General features: G+C 43.5%; 17 protein-coding genes. All 17 read right to left on the minus strand.

Features of this window, described 5'->3' with window-relative positions:
- Window positions 1-4: 4 nt before the first annotated feature.
- The 17 genes from spoVT to NST31_RS10975 all read right to left on the minus strand — a co-directional run bounded on the left by spoVT (window position 5) and on the right by NST31_RS10975 (window position 16,217).
- Complete coding sequence (gene spoVT / locus NST31_RS10895) at window positions 5-541, minus strand: stage V sporulation protein T (RefSeq protein ID WP_077111905.1); 537 nt, start codon at window positions 539-541, stop codon at window positions 5-7.
- Between the two features lie 197 nt (window positions 542-738).
- Window positions 739-4,260: a transcription-repair coupling factor gene (mfd, locus tag NST31_RS10900; RefSeq protein ID WP_077111861.1), complete on the minus strand. Its 3,522-nt coding sequence runs from the start codon at window positions 4,258-4,260 to the stop codon at window positions 739-741.
- A 55-nt stretch (window positions 4,261-4,315) separates the two neighbouring features.
- Entirely contained in the window at window positions 4,316-4,546 is a 231-nt protein-coding gene (locus NST31_RS10905; protein ID WP_077111862.1) for an anti-sigma-F factor Fin family protein, read from the minus strand.
- A gap of 62 nt (window positions 4,547-4,608) precedes the next feature.
- The gene (pth, locus tag NST31_RS10910) at window positions 4,609-5,175 is read right to left on the minus strand and encodes an aminoacyl-tRNA hydrolase (protein ID WP_077111863.1); all 567 of its coding nucleotides are present in this window, start codon (window positions 5,173-5,175) and stop codon (window positions 4,609-4,611) included.
- 91 nt (window positions 5,176-5,266) lie between these two features.
- On the minus strand, window positions 5,267-5,899 hold the full coding sequence (locus NST31_RS10915; protein ID WP_077111864.1) for a 50S ribosomal protein L25/general stress protein Ctc: 633 nt from the start codon (window positions 5,897-5,899) through the stop codon (window positions 5,267-5,269).
- Window positions 5,900-6,000: 101 nt separating this feature from the next.
- The gene (locus NST31_RS10920; protein ID WP_077111865.1) at window positions 6,001-6,960 is read right to left on the minus strand and encodes a ribose-phosphate diphosphokinase; all 960 of its coding nucleotides are present in this window, start codon (window positions 6,958-6,960) and stop codon (window positions 6,001-6,003) included.
- Between the two features lie 12 nt (window positions 6,961-6,972).
- Window positions 6,973-8,346 carry a bifunctional UDP-N-acetylglucosamine diphosphorylase/glucosamine-1-phosphate N-acetyltransferase GlmU gene (gene glmU / locus NST31_RS10925; protein WP_339160588.1) on the minus strand — a complete coding sequence of 458 codons (1,374 nt, stop codon included), beginning with the start codon at window positions 8,344-8,346 and terminating at the stop codon, window positions 6,973-6,975.
- Window positions 8,347-8,688: 342 nt separating this feature from the next.
- Window positions 8,689-8,982, minus strand: coding sequence for a septation regulator SpoVG (spoVG, locus tag NST31_RS10930; protein ID WP_077111867.1), 294 nt, complete (start codon window positions 8,980-8,982; stop codon window positions 8,689-8,691).
- A gap of 181 nt (window positions 8,983-9,163) precedes the next feature.
- Entirely contained in the window at window positions 9,164-9,538 is a 375-nt protein-coding gene (locus tag NST31_RS10935) for a RidA family protein (protein ID WP_077111868.1), read from the minus strand.
- A gap of 14 nt (window positions 9,539-9,552) precedes the next feature.
- Window positions 9,553-10,386, minus strand: coding sequence for a pur operon repressor (purR, locus tag NST31_RS10940; RefSeq protein WP_339160590.1), 834 nt, complete (start codon window positions 10,384-10,386; stop codon window positions 9,553-9,555).
- A 78-nt stretch (window positions 10,387-10,464) separates the two neighbouring features.
- Window positions 10,465-11,322, minus strand: a complete 858-nt coding sequence (gene ispE, locus NST31_RS10945) for a 4-(cytidine 5'-diphospho)-2-C-methyl-D-erythritol kinase (RefSeq protein WP_077111870.1) — start codon at window positions 11,320-11,322, stop codon at window positions 10,465-10,467.
- A gap of 236 nt (window positions 11,323-11,558) precedes the next feature.
- Window positions 11,559-11,741 carry a small, acid-soluble spore protein, alpha/beta type gene (locus NST31_RS10950; RefSeq protein ID WP_077111871.1) on the minus strand — a complete coding sequence of 61 codons (183 nt, stop codon included), beginning with the start codon at window positions 11,739-11,741 and terminating at the stop codon, window positions 11,559-11,561.
- 211 nt (window positions 11,742-11,952) lie between these two features.
- Window positions 11,953-12,222 (minus strand): Veg family protein, encoded by a 270-nt coding sequence (locus NST31_RS10955; protein ID WP_077111872.1) that lies wholly within the window; start codon window positions 12,220-12,222, stop codon window positions 11,953-11,955.
- A gap of 261 nt (window positions 12,223-12,483) precedes the next feature.
- On the minus strand, window positions 12,484-13,374 hold the full coding sequence (gene yabG, locus NST31_RS10960; RefSeq protein ID WP_171973903.1) for a sporulation peptidase YabG: 891 nt from the start codon (window positions 13,372-13,374) through the stop codon (window positions 12,484-12,486).
- 62 nt (window positions 13,375-13,436) lie between these two features.
- Window positions 13,437-14,330, minus strand: a complete 894-nt coding sequence (gene rsmA / locus NST31_RS10965; RefSeq protein ID WP_339160592.1) for a 16S rRNA (adenine(1518)-N(6)/adenine(1519)-N(6))-dimethyltransferase RsmA — start codon at window positions 14,328-14,330, stop codon at window positions 13,437-13,439.
- Entirely contained in the window at window positions 14,327-14,884 is a 558-nt protein-coding gene (rnmV, locus tag NST31_RS10970; protein ID WP_339160593.1) for a ribonuclease M5, read from the minus strand. The genes rsmA and rnmV overlap by 4 nt, the downstream gene beginning before the upstream one ends.
- A 100-nt stretch (window positions 14,885-14,984) precedes the next feature.
- A complete protein-coding gene (locus NST31_RS10975) occupies window positions 14,985-16,217 on the minus strand; it encodes a ubiquitin-like domain-containing protein (protein ID WP_339160595.1) in 1,233 nt (410 codons plus the stop codon).
- Window positions 16,218-16,220 lie beyond the last annotated feature (3 nt).

The following is a 16,220-nucleotide window of genomic DNA, read 5'->3' on the forward strand; positions in this document are numbered from 1 at the left end:
AGCATTACGATTCCATTTGTCGAGCCAAAAAGCTGGCTGCCGTTTCGGCAGATTTTTGTTCAATTTCACCGATTACCTTATCTTTGGAAAAAATAATTACAGCGCCGATCGGATCGCCCCCCGCTATAATAGGGGCAATCGTATAAGAGGAAAGTTCTTCCTCATGCCCCTCGACAAGCGAAACGGAGCCCGGATTCGTTTCCAGTTTGGCCGAACGGTTCGCCATAGCCTCTTCAATCATATCGCTATTATTTTTATTCATATAGTCCTTTTTCGGCCCGCCGGCGACCGCAATAACTGCATCCCGGTCACAAATAAGGACGGGGCTCCCCAGGCTGTCAAATAAAGCTTCTCCGTATTCTTTTGCAAAATCGCCCAATTCGTTAATCGGGGAATATTTCTTTAGGATAACTTCCCCTTCGCGATCCACAAATATTTCCAGCGGATCACCTTCCCTGATTCGCAATGTTCTGCGGATTTCTTTTGGTATGACTACTCTTCCCAAATCATCAATACGACGAACAATACCTGTTGCCTTCATCATAGTTGCCTCTCTTTCATCAGATGACTGAGTTTTTTAAGTAAATGCTACTTTGTATAGGTTCCCACAAAAACGTTTTTCAATTCATTTCCATATGTGATTGAAAATAGTATCTTTCAAAATCAGGGTTTTATTCAAATGATGTGCATTTTTTGGATCAATTTCATAAAATCTTGATCGGCTGGAGAGCGCTTTTATTATGGCTGGGGAACTTTTTTGGCCTCTCCCAGTTCTTTAATCATTTCAAGCGCGATGGCAAACCACTCGTCCGTTTTCATCCGGCTCGTTTGAATCGTGATTTTCAGACGGGTTCCTTCCATGCCAAGACCCACGTTCCTTCCATGTTTGGTTGTTGCCTGGAGAACGCGCCTGCCTTCCATTTCACTTGTTCCTTCTTCCGAAAAATAAATGGAGACTTCTGTTTTAGATTGTTTTATGGCTTCCAATTTGATTTTTCGTGCATACACTTTCATTTCCGCAACTTTAAACAAGTATTCTACCTGATTGGGGTAGTCGCCGAAGCGGTCTATCATTTCTTCGCGCAGCTCTTCAAGCTCTTCCATTGTCTCAATGTTTCTAAAGCGCTTATACATCTCAATTTTTTGCTGTCCATCGGCAATATATGCATCCGGAATATAGGCATCCAATTCAAGTTCCACTTCAAACGGCGGCGGAACATTTTCGAGTAATGTCCCTTTACGCTCTTCAATTGCTTCTTTCAGCATTTGCGAATACAGATCAAAGCCGACAGAGTCAATAAAGCCATGCTGCTGGGCCCCCAGAAGATTTCCCGCTCCCCGGATAGACAAATCTCTCATGGCAATTTTAAAGCCTGATCCGAGCTCAGTAAATTCCTTAATGGCCTGCAGTCTTTTCTCCGCTACCTCTGTGAGGACTTTATCTTTTCGATACGTAAAATAGGCATACGCCACCCGGTTTGAACGGCCAACGCGCCCCCTCAACTGATACAACTGAGACAACCCCATTCGATCAGCATCGTAAACAATTAATGTATTGACACTCGGGATATCGACGCCCGTCTCAATGATCGTTGTCGTCACCAGCACATCAAACTCACCATCAAGAAAGCTCAATATGACGGCCTCAAGCTCCGTTTCCGCCATTTGCCCATGCGCGTAGGCAACACGCGCATCAGGGACAAGCATCGAAATTTCCTCCGCTTTCCTTTCAATATCTTCCACCCGATTGTAAAGATAATAAACTTGTCCCCCGCGTGCCAGTTCCCGTTCAATCGCTTCTTTCACAAAAACACCATTATATTCCATCACATACGTTTGAACCGGAAAACGGTTTTCCGGCGGCGTTTCAATGACAGACAAATCACGAACCCCAAGCATCGACATATGCAATGTCCGCGGAATGGGTGTCGCGGTTAACGTTAATACATCCACGTTTGTTTTTAACTGTTTTATTTTTTCTTTATGTGTTACACCAAAACGCTGTTCTTCATCTACAATGAGAAGGCCAAGGTCCGCAAATTGCACATCTTTTGACAAAAGTCTGTGAGTGCCGATCACAAGGTCGATCGTGCCGTTTTTTAATCCTTTGACCGTTTCGGACAATTGTTTCTTCGTGCGAAAACGACTCATAATGCTAATATTAATCGGATAGCCATTAAATCGTTCCTTAATCGTCTCATAGTGCTGTTGAGCCAAGATCGTTGTCGGAACAAGAAATGCTACTTGCTTGCCGTCCATGATAGCTTTGAAAGCAGCACGAATGGCAACTTCCGTTTTCCCGTAACCGACATCACCACATAATAAGCGATCCATTGGTCGTTCCCGCTCCATGTCGCGTTTAATTTCAGCAATGGAACGAAGTTGGTCTTCAGTCTCCTGATATGGAAAAGACATCTCAAACTCACGCTGCATATCGCTGTCGGGAGAAAACGCATACCCTTTCGTCGCTTCACGCTCTGCGTATAACTTGATTAAATCGTCCGCAATATCCTTGACAGAAGACTCTACTTTTTTCTTGACCCGCTTCCATTCACTGCCGCCGAGCTTGTACATTTTCGGATCTTTGCCCTCGGCTCCGACATATTTTTGCACAAGATCGATTTGATCAACCGGAACGTATAATTTGTCATTGCCTTTATACGTAATGTGCAAGTAATCTTTATGCACCCCGTTGATCATCAATGTTTCAATTCCCAAGTATTTACCGATCCCGTGATTTACGTGAACAACATAATCACCGGGACTCAGCTCAGAATAGCTTTTAATCCGCTCGGCATTGGAAAGTTTTTGCCTGCGCCGTGCCTTCCGTGTCTTTTTATTGAATATTTCTTCTTCTGTCACAACAACCAGTTTCAGGGCCGGAAGTTCAAAACCCGTATTCAGCGAACCCTCAATGATCTGAATCCCGGAGAAGCTTTCTGAATCACCAGCGATTCGAGCTTCTATTCCATAATCCCGCAATACCGACTCCAATTTTACACTGCGTTCCTGATCTGGTGCTAAAAACAGCACTTTCATATTGTTTTTTCGCCATCGTTCCACTTCAGACGCAAGCAAATGCATCTGTCCATGAAAGTTTTGCATGAGCTTACACGAAACATTTGCAATGTTTTGAGGATTTGTATTTGGGATATGCCGCAAAAACAAGGACAAATAAACACGTGGAAGATTGGATTCCGCCAGTAATTTGTTGAACGAATGAGCAATGGCAATATCATGGGGAATCTCCCCGTGTTCAAGAAGCGTCATAAACCATTCAGCCTCTTCTTTTTCAAGGCGTTCATTCATTTCCTGGATTCGGCTTAGTTCATCAAACACAATGAGTCCATTATAAGAAACATAGTCTAATAAACTTGTACCCGGTTTATAGGCAAACTGGAGGTATTTGAAAAATTGTTCAGGTTTTTGTCCATTTCGGAGCAACTCAATATCAGCCTTCACATTTTGAACGAGCAGTTCTTTTACCGCATCCTTTTTTATTTTCTTTAAAGAGGCGGATAAATGTTCTTCCAAACTGTCCGCAGCATCGAGCAAATGTTTCGATTCGACGGGAGACTCGGTTGCAGGACCGATCGTCACTTCTGATAACTTTTCTTTTGAGCGCTGGTCATCAACTGAGAAGGTCCGGATGGAATCTATTTCTATATCAAACAATTCGATACGAATCGGGTCAATTTCCGTTAATGGATAAATGTCCAATATTCCGCCGCGCAGACTGAATTCCCCGGGGGCGCTTACCATATCAGTCCGGTTATATCCCATTTGGATCAACCGTTCTAAAGTGTCCTCCAAATGTAATTCAGATCCTACTTTCAAATTAATCTGGTATCTTTTCCATAAACTTGGCGGAGGAAGCACTTTTCTCAATCCTGCCATTGGAACGACAAAAACACCCTGTCGTCCAGACACCATGTGATTCAGCGTCTCGATTCGTTGAGCCTTCAGCTCCGGACTGGCAATTCCCATCTCGGAAGCGATCAGCTCATTCGCAGGGTAGAGAAACAATTGGTTTTCATCAATTATTTGTAAAAGGTCTTCGTGAAGCTTTTGCGCCTGCAACAAATTATGGGTGACAATGACGACGGACTTGTTTGTATGTTCCGCCATCGCGGCCGTAAAGAGCGCCCTTACTGAGCCTGATAAACCAGCAACAAGCTGTTCGCGCAATCCTTCCCTTATTCCTGTAATGACAGATTGCAGTTCGCTCTGCTGTAATATTATATCTCGTAGACCATGCATGTCTTTCTCCTCTTTTCAAGAAATGGGGGTAGAAATCTGCCCCTCACCGTACAAACTAATGGATCAGATAATCATATTGGTGCAATTCGGGGTTTCGGGACAGTGCCTCATGGCAGTCCTCACAAATTGCTTTAATATGAATATTCCCATCCGATTCATATATTACCATTTCTTGCCTTTCTTCTTCTGTTAATTTATGCAATCCCAGCTCCTCGGAGTGCACAGAAACATCTTCTATTGTACCTAATTGTGCCGAACAGTGGCGGCAAAAATAAGAAATCAGCATAACACTCTCTCCTCGGCTTTGTAAATACACTTTATAGTATAAACGCCGAGGCCCGTACTTATTCATCCATTGGAATTAAAACGATTCATCACTTCCAAAAATGGTTTTTTCAACCATTCTTCGCAAGCATCAGCACACGTTTGGATGACGGATTGCATTGTGCCCCATTCCTCTTCCGTGAATTTTCCCAGTACATAATCCGGAACGGACATTCCGGAAGGCGGACGGTCAATTCCAATCCGAATCCGATTAAATTCATTTGTTCCAAGATGTTGAATCGTTGATTTCATCCCGTTATGTCCACCAGCAGAACCTTTTTGGCGAAGTCGGATTTTTCCCACTGGCAAATCCAAGTCATCATAGATGACGAGGAGATTTTCAGTCGGAATCCGATAGTAATCCATTATGGGCCGTATACATTCGCCTGAAAGGTTCATATAGGTAAGCGGCTTAACCAATAAGGTCTTTTCACCGTCATGATGTATTGTTCCGTACAAGCCGTTAAATTTTGATGACTGTAAGCTGATGTCAAGTCTTTCGGTCAGTTCATCAATCACTTCAAATCCGACATTATGTCTTGTTTTTTCATATCGAGAACCGGGATTTCCCAAGCCGACAATTATTTTCACTGCCTACCCCCCAATCGCACTTTTCCCAATCCTGCTGAACAAGCGGGGAAAAAGCGCAACCTTGTTGGCTGCGCCTATATTGAATCTATTTTTACTCTTCCGATTCAGTTGTTGCATTCCCTTCATCCGTTCCCGAAACCTCAGCAGCTTCACCTGCTTCTTCCGTTTCTTCTTCCGTTCTTGGTGTCAGTATTGTTGCAATTGCTTCGTCATCCTCATGATTGATTGTAATCGAGTACTTTCCGCGAATTTCGCCGATAGAAATTGTTTCTCCTATACCTAGATGAGATATATCAACCTTGATTGCTTCCGGAATTTCATCCGGTTTTGCCGTAACATTTATCTCGTGCATGATTTGCTGGAGAACGCCTCCGTCCTTGAGGCCTTCCGCATCTTCCGACAATTCTACACGGACGCTCGCTTCAATCTCCTGTGACATATCAACAGACAAAAAGTCGGCATGGATCACTTCTTTCCTGATCGGATCCTCTTGGTATTCATGCAGAATCACATTGAGTTTTTTACCTTCCAAATCAAGATCGATTACTCCGTTCCGGCCAACTTCGCGCATCGTTTTCATGAAATCGCCCATGTTGATTGCGATTGGCGTATTATCAATTCTGTAACCATACACAACAGCCGGAATGCCTCCCTGCTCGCGCAACTCCCTTACCTGTGAGCGGCGTTCGCTTGTCCTTTCTTTTGCCTTCAATACGTTAACCATAAACACCTTCTCCTGTAATAAGTAATAATGAAATAATCACTATCCTTATCTATACCTTATCATACAATAACTTAAACCTCTATTTTTGTATTTTTTCACGATCAATCAAACAAAGTGCTTACTGACTTGTTTTCATTAACGCGGATAATGGCCTCGGCAATCAAAGATGCGACGGAAAGCTCTTTGATTTTGTCGATTTTCTTTTCTTCGGGAAGGGGGATCGTGTTTGTTACGACAAGCTCTTTCAGACTGGAATTTTGAATCCGCTCAATGGCAGGTCCGGATAAAACAGGATGCGTACAGCAAGCGTACACTTCTTTGGCTCCTGCTTCCATCAATGCATTTACAGCCAGCGTAATCGTTCCGGCAGTATCAATGATATCATCAATCAAAATCGCCGTTTTTCCTTCCACGTTTCCAACGATATTCATCACTTCTGCCACATTTGGACGAGGGCGGCGTTTATCGATGATAGCGATCGGTGCTTTCAAGCGGTCAGCCAATCTTCGCGCCCGCGTTACGCCTCCATGGTCCGGCGACACGATCACAAGCCCGTCCTCCACTAACTGCTTGCTTTTAAAATAGTCCGCTAAAATCGGAACACCCATTAAATGGTCAATCGGAATATCGAAAAAGCCTTGAATTTGCGGAGCATGAAGGTCTAGTGTAATCACTCTTGTCGCGCCTGCCGTTTCGATCAGGTTGGCGACAAGCTTTGCCGTGATTGGTTCCCGGGCTCGCGCCTTCCGATCTTGGCGTGCATATCCATAATAAGGCATGACAAGATTGATGTTCTTGGCCGAAGCACGCTTTAACGCATCAGTCATGATTAACAATTCCATTAAGTGCTTGTTGACCGGATCGCTCGTTGACTGGATCACATATACATCACAGCCGCGGATGCTTTCCTCAATATTGATTGAAATTTCACCATCGCTGAACTGACTGACCGTACATTTGCCAAGCTCCACTCCGATCGTTTTGGCGATTTCTTCCGAAAGGACACGGTTTGCGTTCAATGAAAAAATTTTTAAAGACGAGTCAAGATATTCGTTAGACATGGGGAGCCTCCATTACTTTTTTAAATTTAACTTTTTAGTATAATTTTCTTTATTGACTTGCCGGGCCCGTGCAATCGCCAAAGCATCTTGTGGAACATCATCCGTAATCGTAGAACCGGCGGCAATATAGGAGCCTTTCTTAATCGTTACCGGGGCTACAAGGTTTGAATTGCATCCGACAAACACGCCGTCCTCGATCTTCGTGAGGTATTTGTTTTTCCCGTCATAATTGACTGTGATGGAACCACAACCGATGTTGACGTCTTTGCCCACTTCTGCATCCCCGATATAACTTAAATGCGATGCTTTGCTGCCTTTTCCGAATATCGATTTTTTTATTTCTACGAAATTACCTATTTTTACATCGTCATGGATAGTGGATTCAGGCCGGATATGTGCAAATGGACCAATATTTACGTTTGCCCCAACCGCACTATCGAATACAGCAGACTGGCAGATGGTCGTATTGTGAGATATTTCACAATTGTTGATTTCAGTATTCGGGCCGATCTCGCAGTTTTCCCCTATCACCGTTTTTCCACAAATGCTTGTTCCTGGAAAAATAATTGTATCCTGGCCGATGAGTACATCTTTATCAATATAAGTATTAGCCGGGTCAATCAATGTAACTCCGTTTCGCATATGGGCCTCATTGATACGCTTTCTCATAATGCGCTCTGCTTCTGAAAGAGCCACACGATCATTCACCCCAAGAGTTTCTTCGAAATCCTCCGTTTGAAAAGCAGTAATCAATTCCTTTTTAGACTTTAATATCTCAATGACATCGGGAAGATAATATTCACCTTGAGAATTGTCATTGGAAACATTTTCAAGCGCCTCAAATAAAGCTTCATTGTCGAAGCAGTATGTTCCTGTATTAATCTCATGAATGCGAAGCTCTTCTTCATTCGCATCTTTATGTTCGACAATCCGTTCGACAGCGCCTTCCGCATTGCGGATTATGCGTCCGTAACCATGCGGGTTTTCCGCAAAAGCCGTCAAAACAGTGGCTTTGGCGCCTGTTTCTTCATGCTGCTTAATCAATGCTGACATCGTTTCGGACTTAATGAGCGGAGTATCGCCGCAAATGACAAGGGTCGTTCCTTTTTTATCCCCCAAAGCATCTTTTGCCTGCATAACTGCATGGGCTGTGCCAAGTTGCTCCTCCTGAATGACGAATCGGCTTTTTCCACCCAAGTGTTGCCTGACCATATCCGCTCCAAATCCTACGACTGTAACAGTCTCGTTAACTTGAAGCTCGGATATATTGTCAACGACATGTTCAACCATTGGTTTTCCACAAACTGGATGGAGTACCTTATAAAGCTTGGATTTCATCCTTGTCCCTTGCCCCGCAGCCAATATTACCGCGAATCTATTTGACATAAACGGTCCTCCAATTATTTTTTTCCATAATGAATATAGCCTAAAAAGAGGTTTTTTTCAAGAAAATAAGAAATGCGGAGGTGCCCGGATATGTCCCGACAAGCATAAAAACACTCTCATGGAGGGAGTTCTTCGGACAAGCGGCTGCTCAATCAAACGTGATCAGCATATAGAATAAGCCCCATGTCGGATTCCCATAAAATTCCACCATTTTCTTGCCATGTATGCTTCAAAAAATGTTCACAAGAACGCCAGGGGAAAAAAGGATAGAACCGAAAAGAGAAAACATGAAAAAGAGCCTTACTATTCAGTAGGCTCTCGATGTAATAATGAGTTATATGGTTAGGAAGCGCCAGCTTCTTCTAATTCCGGCTCCTCGATGTCACCTAGACGGTGGTATTCTGCCAAAACCACTTCCTGAATTTTATTTCTGGTGTTTGAATTAATTGGATGAGCAATATCCCGAAATTCCCCATCTGGTGTTCTTTTACTTGGCATGGCTACGAACAGCCCATTGTTTCCGTCAATGACACGTATATCGTGAACAACAAATTCATCGTCAAGGGTTATTGAGGCGATTGCTCTCATTCTTCCCTCGGTGTTGACTCGCCGCAGCCTCACATCAGTCACTTCCATTGTTTGTTCACCACCTTCTCGCTCTAATTAGGTACCATAATGTAGTTATTCAACGTAACTTGCTATTCTCCTTCTAAAATTGATAACTTTTTTGAATTTTTTAATATATGAGCGATTTATTTTTATGAAGGTGAAAACGACAACCCTGAAGGGCTTAAGAAATCAAACGGCGGCCCTCATTTTATTTTACAAGTGCAATGACTTCTATTTCCAATAGGACGTCTTTTGGCAGGCGGGCAACCTCCACACATGAACGGGCCGGCTTGTGATTGGAAAAATATTGGGCATAAATATCATTGATCGTTGCGAAGTCGTCCATGTTTTTGATAAATACAGTCGTTTTTACGACAGTATCAAATGATGCTCCTGCCGCTTCTAATACTCCCTGCAAATTGCGGAACACCTGATGGGTTTGCTCCACGACACCGCCCTCAACAAGTTCCCCCTGCGGCGTGAGCGCAATTTGTCCCGAGCTGTAAAACATATTGTTTACCACGATGCCTTGAGAATAGGGGCCAATCGCAGCAGGTGCCTGATTCGTTGAAATCGTACGCATCTTCGTTCTCTCCCTCATAGAAAGTTTATTTTTTTGGAAAAATAGTTCCCTGTCACCACATTGATCTTTTTTTCTTTCATATTGACATCAGTCAATTTTACTAAAGAAATATAATCATCAACAAGCCTTTCCTCAACATGTTCGGATTCAACCAATACGGCGATCCCCGCAACAGACGCATTAAATTCCTCGAGCAAATTGATCATCCCGTTTACCGTTCCGCCGGCCTTCATAAAATCATCGACAATCAGCACGCGCGCGCCTTCCTTCAAGCTGCGCTTTGAAAGAACCATTGTTTGAATCCGTTTTGAAGAGCCGGAAACATAATTGATCGTCACGGTCGGTCCTTCGGTGACTTTCGGGTCACGTCTGACAATAACAAAAGGGGCATTCAATTGATTCGCTACAGCCTGTGCGATCGGAATGCCTTTTGTGGAAACAGTCATGATAACATCAATTTCCCGGTCTGCCACTGCGGCTGCGAGCAGCTTTCCTACTTCATTCATCATTTTTGGATTTCCCAGCAAATCGGTCATAAATAAATATTCGCCGGGTAAAAGGCGTTCTGGGTCTGCAATTAGTGAACAAAGCTTGTTGATAATCGCTTCTGCCTGATCCTCTTTCACCATTGGGTAAAATTTTACTCCGCCTGCGGCGCCGGGGATGGTTTGCAAAACGCCAATGCCCTGGTGTTTAAAAATGTCATTAATGATGACAAGATCTTCGCTGATGGATGATTTTGCAGATTGATAACGCTCGGCAAACCAAGTCAAAGAAACGAGTTCGCGAGGATGATTCATTAAGTAATGCGTCATATCAACAAGCCGCTCGCTACGGCGAAATTTCATTCTGTAACCTCCAGTAATATGTATAAGCGAATATTTTAATGCAAATATACACAATTGTACGTATTTAGGCAAGAATTGTTATGAACGGCCCAGCATCCTGACTGCAAAGACTTGATGACAGAAACCTCGCAATCCGTTATAAATTCGGTGTAGTCTTGACTCACGCCTTACGAGGCCAAAAACGGTAGGCCCGCTTCCACTCATCAGCACGGAATCTGCCCCAAATCGTTCCATCTGCTTTTTAATGTGCAATACCTCGGGATACTTGGAAAACGTGACACCCTCCAGAGCATTGCCCATATGCTGGCACACACCTTCATAATCCTTTTGCATAATGGCTTGGATCATCCCTTCCGTATCCGGGTGCTGAATACGGCTCATATCCAGATTGCCATATATTTCGGAAGTGGAAACCCCGATAGATGGCTTGGCCAAAATTACCCAGCAAGATGGAGGCGGCGGAAGCTTTGTAATTTTTTCGCCCCTGCCACGAGCCAATGCCGTGCCTCCGTGAACACAAAACGCCACATCCGAACCAATCTCCGAGCCAAGAGCAGCCAGTTCTTCCACCGAAAGACCGATCTGCCATAATTCGTTCAGACCTTTTAATGTGGCTGCTGCATCACTGCTTCCCCCTGCGAGTCCAGCCGCTACCGGAATCACCTTATTGATCGATATTTCAACGCCTTGGCGGATACTAAAGCGCTCTTTCAACAACTTGGCTGCCTGATAAGCCAAATTCCGTTCATCTCCTGGAACATATCGGCTATGGGAAAGAATCGCTATTTTGTCTTCCTTCACTTCGTTTAGTTCCAAGCGATCCGCCAGATCAATGGTTGTCATGACCATTTCTACTTCATGGTAACCATCGCTTCTTTTACCGAGCACATCTAAAGTCAAGTTGATTTTTGCCGGCGCCTTGATTAAAAGTTTCAAACTGCTTCACCTACTTCGCATTCTGACTGCAACAGACAGGAGCCTGATGTATTTGGCGCCTTTGTTCGTCTTTGGCGTATTACCGTATTTTTTCCATTTTACCATGATCTTTTCTGAAAAACCATTCGATCCATCACCCTTGATAAGCCGACCATTCAGCTAAGAAAAGCCGAAGCAAATGCTCCGGCTTTTTTCGCGGGTAGTTTATTTACTTCAGGCTAGAAACACATCATTCTTCACGATTGCCTTGATTGGCCGAGTTGCCGTTCAGCCATTTCAATGGCTCTTTTCACCATGTTTCCCGCATCGCGGGCTTTAATTCCGCCCCAACCTTCCTTCTGGACGACATCGTAAAATCCCAACTCTTTCGCCAATTCTTCTTTCAATTGATCCGACATGACTCCTCTTCTCCGTCCCAAAGCGAATTCCCCCTTCGCCACCCGCCTTTATATTTTGATACAAACGTGAACGATTATAACTGCCAATGTTTGCTGAACCGAAGGCAAGCCTATTGGTTAAATTACCAGAAAAAACTGAAAAATTATCGCGTTTTCCGAGAAAAGCTGTTTTAAGAAAAAACAAAAAGCCTGTAAAGAAAAACACCCGCTTTCTCTACAAGCTGAGACTGCATTACTGTTGTCCTATTGCTATATTACCTGTCGTTTCATCATAAAAAGTAAGTTCAACCGTTTCTGTCAGAACGTCAGCATAGCTGTAAGATACACGTTCAAATGCATTTTCGTCCTGATCCAGTTCAACAACGAAAACCGATGGATAAGTTTCTGCCAATACTCCGGAACGTTCGATTGTTTTTCTTCGGCCTCCATTGGCTTTTAACATCAATCTTTTGCCCAAATTAGAATCAAGGGCTTTCTTAATGCTCGCTAATGTTTTTGGCATTTTTTCGCTCCACCTCACTGTTTCCCATTATATCACGCCTGGTAAAAAAGGTCAAACAAATTTATTATTTTATCAATGAAAACCGGGTGTTGTCAATCAATTTTTTTCTACATTATGACCTATTTTACAACAACCTTAGTATTACACCACGATATAAATATATGTGCTGTGCAGCAAAAATTTTGTATAAGCAAAAAAAGCCTCTAAAATACAGGGGCCAACTTCCTTTATTGAAAATTGACCCGCTCACAAATGTATCGTTTATTCATCATCAACTGGCCTAAACGGCATGCCTGTACGGAGGACGCCTTTCGTTTCAAGGCCACCCAATCCTTTTTGACCTGTCAATGTATTCCGCAGGACATCCCACACGTTGATTCTCTCCATAAATGGCGTAAAGCTGATTTTGGTGACGATATAGACGGGATCTAGTGCATGGATGTTGACGCGTTGCGGCGAGCTGGCAAAATTGGCTCCAGCCAGAATTAAAGATTCAAAATGCGACTGGCAAGCACCGGCAAATATAACGAGCTGGTCAAGATTTGGATTTTTCCTCCGCGCGGCCCTGACAGCTTCTACAAAATATTTGGAATGCCGGTAAGCATTTAAATCCATTTTCTTTCCCTTGGCTCTTGAATAGGCATCATGGCCTGTAATGACAAGGATATGAGGGTGGTATTCATCGATGAGAATGGGAATTTTTCTATACATCTCTTTTTCATCACAATGAACTCCTCTGACAGATACCCCAAATTTTTTGTATAAGTCCAGACACCTGTTCAAATAATTCGGGTCTCCATCCATATGAAGGACACGTCCGGGTATTTGAAAATAATTATACTCCCTCTTATAGCCGTCCGTAGCCGTATATTCCTGCTTAGACCTAATCAGCTCCAAATCCTGTCGAAAAAGCTTCAACGACTGTTCCTCCAGTAAACGGACTGCCGATGATCTTGTCAGCCTTTCTTCTTCGGAAAATGGGACAAGATCTTCAATCGGCGCATCTGCCACCAGCCGATAATCCTCTCCATAGAGAACAGCTGTTGTTTGACCGTCAATCTCCATGATGTCAATGACCCGAAATAAAAGATCACATTGATAGGATAAGCGGCCGACAATCGTATTAATTGATATCACGGTCGTCAACTCCATAAACAGCGCAAATTAAATTCCTTTGCCATAGGCTATGCGCCCTTCCTGTTCAATGTGTCTGTTTATTGTTCTCCTTCGCCAAACTCTTCAAAGAGCGCGTCACTTAATACTCCAAACTCTTCGACAGACAGCGTTTCACCACGCCTTCCAGGATCGATTCCGGCCGCTGTAAGTGCCGCCAATATCTCCGCTTTTTTTGATTTTCCTCCCGGCAAACCGCCAGCCAAATTATTCATAATGGTTTTTCGCCTTTGTAAAAAACCCATTTTCACAACTTGGAAAAAGAATGATTCATTTTTAACCTCAACAGCCGGTTTTTCCCGCAATATCATTTTGACAACGGCCGATTCCACATTCGGTTGGGGCATAAACACCGATTTAGGCACGATCATCGCTGTTTCCGCCAACGTATAGTATTGTATCATGATGGAAAGTGAGCCATATTCTTTTGTGCCAGGGCGCGCAGAAATGCGGTCAGCGACTTCCTTTTGCAACATGACGACTATCCCGCGGATCGGCAAGTTTTCTTCAAGCAGCTTAAAAATGATTGGCGTTGTGACGTAATACGGCAAATTAGCAACAACCATTATTTCTGTTGACTCTGTAAATTTTGTCTGGATCATTTGTTGAATATCCGCTTTTAAAATATCTTCATGAATAATATGGACATTGTCATAAGGGGAAAGCGTGTCTTCCAAGATAGGAAAAAGCCGTTGATCGATTTCATAAGCAACGACTTTTTGGGCACTTTTCGCCAGTTGTTCCGTCAAAGCGCCGATTCCCGGACCAATCTCTATCACCCCTGTATCTTTCGTCAAACCCGCATGTTCAACAATCTTCCTTAAAATATTCGCATCAATCAAGAAGTTTTGCCCCAAACTTTTTTTAAAGGAAAACCCATATTTCCGCAAAATTTCTCTCGTCCTTATTGGGGTGGCAATATCTTTCTGCGTCATTGGCCTTCCTCCTGTCGCACCTTTTCCAGGGCTTTTAAAAAATCTTTACGGGACACTTGAAACATCATTAATCGTTTATGAAGCTGCTTACCGTTCGTGTAACCAATTTTAAGCAACTGACCAAGTTGCGCCCGCCGCCTTGCGGCATGCATTCCACCGATGAGCCCCGCATCGAGCAACTCTTTTTTTGTAATAACCTCCTTAACTTCTTCTGTCAGCGTGTGCGTTGCTTTTATGGCAAGGCAAATTGCTTCAGGAGAGGCATGCTCCACACCGACACCTTTCCCGCCTTTTCCCATTGCTTCTTCCTTATCGATAAAAGCATGCTTGCAGCCAGGCACATTGTCACTGACTGTTTTACGGATTTTTTCTCCCGGAAAATCAGGGTCCGTTAATATGATTACGCCCCTTTTCCGCTGGGCATGCCTGATTTTTTCAATCGTTTCCTTGGATACGGCAGAACCATTCGTTTCAATCGTATCGGCATCAAGCGCCCGTCTGATTGCCTTTGTATCATCTTTTCCTTCCACAACGATAATTTCTTTTATTTTCATTTTTCCTCCATATAGTGAATCGCCAAAGATCTTTTTATCTTAATTTTATTATAACCCGCCTTATGAGAAAAAAGAAAAAGCAGAGGATCGACTCCCCCGCTTAGTCCAAAATTTTCACTTTGACTTTTTTGCTTCCAAAGCTGTGTGCCTCGCCACTCGTTTGAACATGCACATCAATTTTATTCCCTTTAATGGCACCGCCTGTGTCGCCGGCCACAGCATAACCATAACCTTCAACCCAAACTTTTGTACCGAGTGGTATGACATTCGGGTCAACCGCAATCACTTTGGCACTCGGATTGGCCTTTAAGTCAATTCCAGTAGCCGTGACACCTGAACAGCCATTGCATGTTGCCGTATAGGCCGTTGCGCTCACGTATATTTCTTTTCCGCCGCTATCTTTTTCCACTGTTTGTATAATTTGTGGCGTTTTTTCCTTGGTGTTCTGTTTAGTGATCTGCGGGGGCGGGGTGCTCTGTTTCGTTCCCGTTCCGACAGCCACAACCTTTTGGACGCTTTCTCTTATTTTCTTTTCTGAAATAAGCGTCCGGTTCACTTCCTTGCCGTTTTCAACTGTCACTTCGTACTCTTTTTTTACAAGACCTTGTTTACCTTCCTGGATCACTTTCTCCGTGCCATTGGGCAAAGAAGGATCTTTCTGCGTAATAACTTCAAAATCAATCGGTTCTTCCACTACATCAGTGACTTTTTGACCGCGAATGATATGTACCTCGCTATTAGGAGAAATATTTTCTTCTAGCCGAGGCTGCACCTTGTCCAATGGTCCGAAAGTGATTCCTTGTTGTTTTACAAAGTCGGCGACTGTCGTTGAAGTAGTCCACACTTCTTTCACGTTGCCGCCATCATTGAGAACAAGAGGAAAAGCCCGTTCTATTTGAATGTCCATACCGGCAACAACGGGGGCGGTTAGAGACATGTTCACCTGATCTTGTTCTTTCAATTCAATCTGATTTTCTTCCAAAAGCTGTTTTACTGTTTTCGCAGTCGTCCAAACAACCTGTGAATTGCTGCCGTCCGTGATCTCAACTTTTTTCGCCGGTTCCCAAACAAGAGAGAGTTCATCAATTAAAGCTGTTTCTGGATGATGTGATAAATAGTCCGATTCTTTTATATCGATATTTAATTCATTTAGCATATCCTGAATCGTGTCGGCATGTGTTTTGACAACAACTTTTTCTCCGTCTAGAGTTAAAGCCACTGTTTTTTTTGTTCCCTCGTTAATCAAAGTAATGAGGGTTGCTGTAAAAACGAGAAAGCTCGCAACGGCGAGTCCCATTTTTTTTCGTTTTTCCATCTGCATGAAACTGGCCATGGA

It is taken from the genome of Siminovitchia sp. FSL W7-1587 (genome assembly GCF_037963795.1).
GTDB classification, from domain to species: Bacteria; Bacillota; Bacilli; order Bacillales; family Bacillaceae_C; genus Siminovitchia; species Siminovitchia thermophila.